This window comes from Coleofasciculus sp. FACHB-712 (assembly GCF_014695635.1).
Lineage (GTDB): Bacteria > Cyanobacteriota > Cyanobacteriia > Cyanobacteriales > FACHB-T130 > FACHB-T130.
Genome location: NZ_JACJOQ010000134.1, coordinates 1 through 3,997, shown reverse-complemented (window position 1 = coordinate 3,997; position 3,997 = coordinate 1). Strand labels below are relative to the sequence as shown.

Annotated in this window: 4 protein-coding genes; all 4 read right to left on the bottom strand. The window is 49.1% G+C overall.

Annotation, left to right across the window (positions count from 1 at the left end):
- On the bottom strand, nucleotides 1–480 hold a 480-nt coding region (locus tag H6F50_RS03365), incomplete at its 3' end, for a Uma2 family endonuclease (protein ID WP_190426340.1).
- A gap of 51 nt (nucleotides 481–531) precedes the next feature.
- Nucleotides 532–1,083, bottom strand: a complete 552-nt coding sequence (locus H6F50_RS03360; protein ID WP_190426337.1) for a Uma2 family endonuclease — start codon at nucleotides 1,081–1,083, stop codon at nucleotides 532–534.
- A 6-nt stretch (nucleotides 1,084–1,089) separates the two neighbouring features.
- Complete coding sequence (locus H6F50_RS03355) at nucleotides 1,090–3,036, bottom strand: DUF3370 family protein (RefSeq protein ID WP_190426334.1); 1,947 nt, start codon at nucleotides 3,034–3,036, stop codon at nucleotides 1,090–1,092.
- 247 nt (nucleotides 3,037–3,283) lie between these two features.
- The coding region (locus H6F50_RS03350; protein ID WP_190426332.1) for an SAM-dependent methyltransferase at nucleotides 3,284–3,997 on the bottom strand (714 nt) is incomplete at its 5' end.

Below are 3,997 nucleotides of genomic sequence, written 5' to 3'. Positions count from 1 at the left end.
AGTTTCTTGTTGATAATTTGCTTCTCCCGGTTCGCGGAAAACGTAGACTCGCCGCGTGTTCACATCCAGAACCAAGTAATCAGCAATCCCAGCTTTGGCATAAGTGCGTGCTTTCATGTGGCAATCTCTATTTAGAGTAGAGTCTGCCACTTCAACTAACAGGAAGATATCATCGGGTGTAGGGTGACGCTCAAAATACTCGCGGGGATCGATACGAACAACAGCGATATCCGGTTCGGGTTCTGAGTTGGGGCGCAGCGTAATCGGTAACTGCATCCGCAGGAACGCTTGATCTGTCAGTAGGCTGTTGAGATAGTTGAACGCCCGTTGCGTCGTAGCAGCATGGGGAGGTTGTTGAGGACTCATTTCTAGAATCTGTCCTTCTAGGAGTTCCACTTGCTCGTCAGTTGTCAGAATTTCTGTCTCGATCATGCGGTGGTACTCATCTACAGTCCACAAGCGTCTACCAGTTACAGTCATAGATTTTTAGCTGTAAAAATAGCTTGATTGAGTGTTATTAAAAGTGGGCGTCTAAACAAACAAATCGTCTACTGCCATCAACCATCCCGGCACAGCGGGTTCAGCTTCAGCCACCTCACCACGACGGTAAACTTGCGGCTTTGAGGGGTTGCTAGCACGATACACCTTGACAACTTCCGCCTTGAGTACATCTACATCCCATACCACCAGCGTACCCGCCGCAAAGTAATCCCGGCGCTTGGCTGCCATTTCCGCTTCTGCTGCCTCACCGTAATCATTCTCGCTTCTCACTTCAGCAGCAAAAACGGGTGCCCCTTCTAAGAACTTTCCGCCGCTAGGGTTGCCGATGTAGAACGCAACATCAGGGCTGAAAGAACGGCGGTTTGGAAGATTGACAATAAAGCCAACATTATCAGGCAAAGCATAACCACTTTTGGTGCTGCGTTCGTAATCGCGCAGGCTAACATATATTTCACCTCCTGCACGTCCTGGCAGAAAACCTGTCGCCGCCATCAGTACCAATTCTCCGTTTACAATTTCCGCTTTGCCATTTTCCGGTATGCGGTATAAAGCTTCAATTGTTGTTTCTGTTTTTAAATTCATTGTGAGTTACCCATTTGTGCTGATGGTGAGAACCTGCGGCGGAGTGGAATCTGGAGGATAGAGAAAATCTACCTGTACAACTCTCTTGTCACCTGACGGCATCTTCAGCGTTACCAATGGTTCTCCTGGTTGTCCGCGTCGCTGTACCAGATGCACGTAGCGCGTCTTTTCCACTCCATTATCATCGTTGTAACGAAGCCTGACTGTGCCTCGAAAAAACACTTGCTTAGTGAGGGGATTTAAGAACAAAAGTCTATCGGTTCCTCCCTCATCCTTCAGGGGTGTTTGCACGGATACAGTAACAGTTTGGGTTTGATTAGTAGAGTTTTTCAGCGGCAAAGTGAGATTGTATTCCACCCCATAGTTGCTGTGGGCAAAATACGCCGTATCGGGATAGCGAACTAGCATCGGGGCGCTTTGAATTTGCTTTGTGCCGAGGGTAATGAGATGCAGAGTGCCTAATACATAAGAAAACGCTTTCCCCGGCTGAGGAATCGTTAAATCTGAGGAATTAGAACCATCGGTCATTTGTGCTTGCCATTGTGCCCCTTGGGACACACCCGCCACGCGGCTAAAAACTGTAGGTTCTCTGGGAGGATCTAACGGTGTGGGAATTGGATCGCGCTTCCCCGCCAAACCGCCTGTATTCAGCAGCTTTTGCCATTCAGCCAAGGTGGGTGTCCTCTCACTGCCATTGCCATTGCGGGGGGCATTCATGGCTAAATTGGCAACATAAATTGGGCGATCGCTCGACAACCGCATCATCGTGGTGCGACCATTCGATGAGGGAGCCTTCACCGGAATTGGCTGATTCATCAGCATTTGGCTTTGCCCCGGTGGAATTGTCACCTTTTGGGAGAATTTTTCCTGCCGAATCCCTCGCAGCACATCATTCATTGTCCGGCTGCCAGGGCCAGCGTAGACGGTGCCGTTAGGATTATCCTGAATATCTGGCAAGGAAATAAACGGCGCATCGGGAGTGGAAAGGTAACTTGCTGCTTGCAGCACTTCGACAGTGGCAGGTTGATCGCCGGGATTGTGCAAAATCACCCCTTGGTAGAGGGTGCGCGTTTGCGAGGAATTTTCTGCCCTGGCGATGTGGTGAGAAAATAAATCAAATCGTCCCTGGAAGGGGAAATTTAAATGCGCTTCCGGCACCTGTTTGCCTGCTGGAGGGAAGGTAGACAGCAGAATGCCTTCAGTTGTGACGAGTTCGGGACTGTTGCTGTTAAAGGTGGGAACGGCATCCAGTTTCCCCGGTAAAGCCCGCACCTCCATCGGTTGCACTTCCACCCCGGCAATATACTGCGGCGGAATCGTATAAATGTTTAACGCCCGACACATCGACGCTGCCACTTCCCCTCTGGTGGCGCTGCGATTGGGGTTGAGCTGTTTGACGTTCGGATAATTGACGACAAGGGTGCCCACGGCGGCGGAAGCGATCGCATTCTGGGCATAACTGGGAATCTGCGCCGCATCGTTAAAATACTGCCCCAGCGTCTGACTGACATTTTCCGGGATGGGATAATTTGCCGCACCTGCTATAACGCCGATTGCTTGCACTCTGGGAATGGCTTGACTCGGTTGAAAAATCCCGCCTGGATAACCCGAAAAAAAGCCTTTTTGATAAGCGGTAGCGATCGCTTTATTCGCCCAGTGACTAGCAGGCACATCTCTAAAAGCTGTGCTGCTACGCTTTACTGGCGCATTCGGGAAGGCATTCAACATCAGCACCGCCACCTCAGCGCGTGTCACCGTTGCTTCTGGGCGAAAGCTGCCATCCGGGTAGCCTGTCACTAACTTTCTTTGGGCTAACTGAGTAATGCAATCTTTCGCCCAATGGCTTTGAATGTCAGAAAAAGCGGCAGTACTGGGCGTTGATAAACCCAACAGAGACACAAAAAGAACGGAAGTAACGGCAGGATTTGTCAAAAATTTGAGAGTTTTAACCATTAAAAGGCTTGAATGTCAACGAAAGTCTTTGAAGTATTTTTAGACAAATTTGTTGCCAGTGGGAAGCGATGCGCGATCGCCCTGTATCTACAACGCTGATTCAGTAATCCTAGGGAGAATCTCTTTCCTGCTATAGGAAGGCAGTAATTTTCCCCTTTTCCTTGCAGGGAAGAGGACTGGGGGGTTAGGTTTTTGATTGCTAAATCAATGTTGTAGTAACATTGCAGGAGTGCTCCACCGACCAATTTTATTTATAAACTACGCAGCCATACATAAAAACTGGCTCGCTAGCCTCAATTGGTTTTGCCGATAAGTCAGCCTGCCACGCCTCAACTGGCAGGATACCATGCTCAGTTAATTGCCAGCGTCCCAGCAGCGCTCGGATCGTTTCGGGATTACGCATATAAACATGCGCCCCCATCGAGTCCAATAGTTCTAGCATTTCCGGATACACGATCCCCGCTTCACCATCAAAATCCAGCGCCAAGAAACTACCCGCCGGTGCCCAATCATAAAGTTGATCGAGCATCTGGGTCATAATTTCATCAGGGATAAAGGCTGCAACACCGACAAAAACCATACCTAAACGCCGAATTGACCCTAGCACTTGTGCAACAACCGATTGCTCCAGGGTATCCAGGTTTGTCGCATCGCAGAAGGTGTAGCCAGCGTTCGAGTTCTCGGCTAAAATCTCTTGACCCAGTTTGATATTTGCTCGATCGATATCGGTATAAAGAACCTTTGCTTGCGCTACAACTTCATGCACATTCCCACAAGTTGGTAATCCGGAACCAAAAACAATAAATTGGTTAATTCCCTGAGATTCGATATAGCGGGATACCTGACCAATGTAGTCTCGTAACTTGCGAAAAACGGTTGGGAAATCAGGATATACTCCGGCACAAACTTTGGCTGCTTCCACATCAATTGGGAAGTAATGAGAACCGCCAAGCCAATAATC

Bases quoted from the DNA above. Each gene is read 5' to 3' on its own strand.
- H6F50_RS03355 (WP_190426334.1), bottom strand. From the start codon at position 3,036: ATGGTTAAAACTCTCAAATTTTTGACAAATCCTGCCGTTACTTCCGTT.
- H6F50_RS03360 (WP_190426337.1), bottom strand. From the start codon at position 1,083: ATGAATTTAAAAACAGAAACAACAATTGAAGCTTTATACCGCATACCG.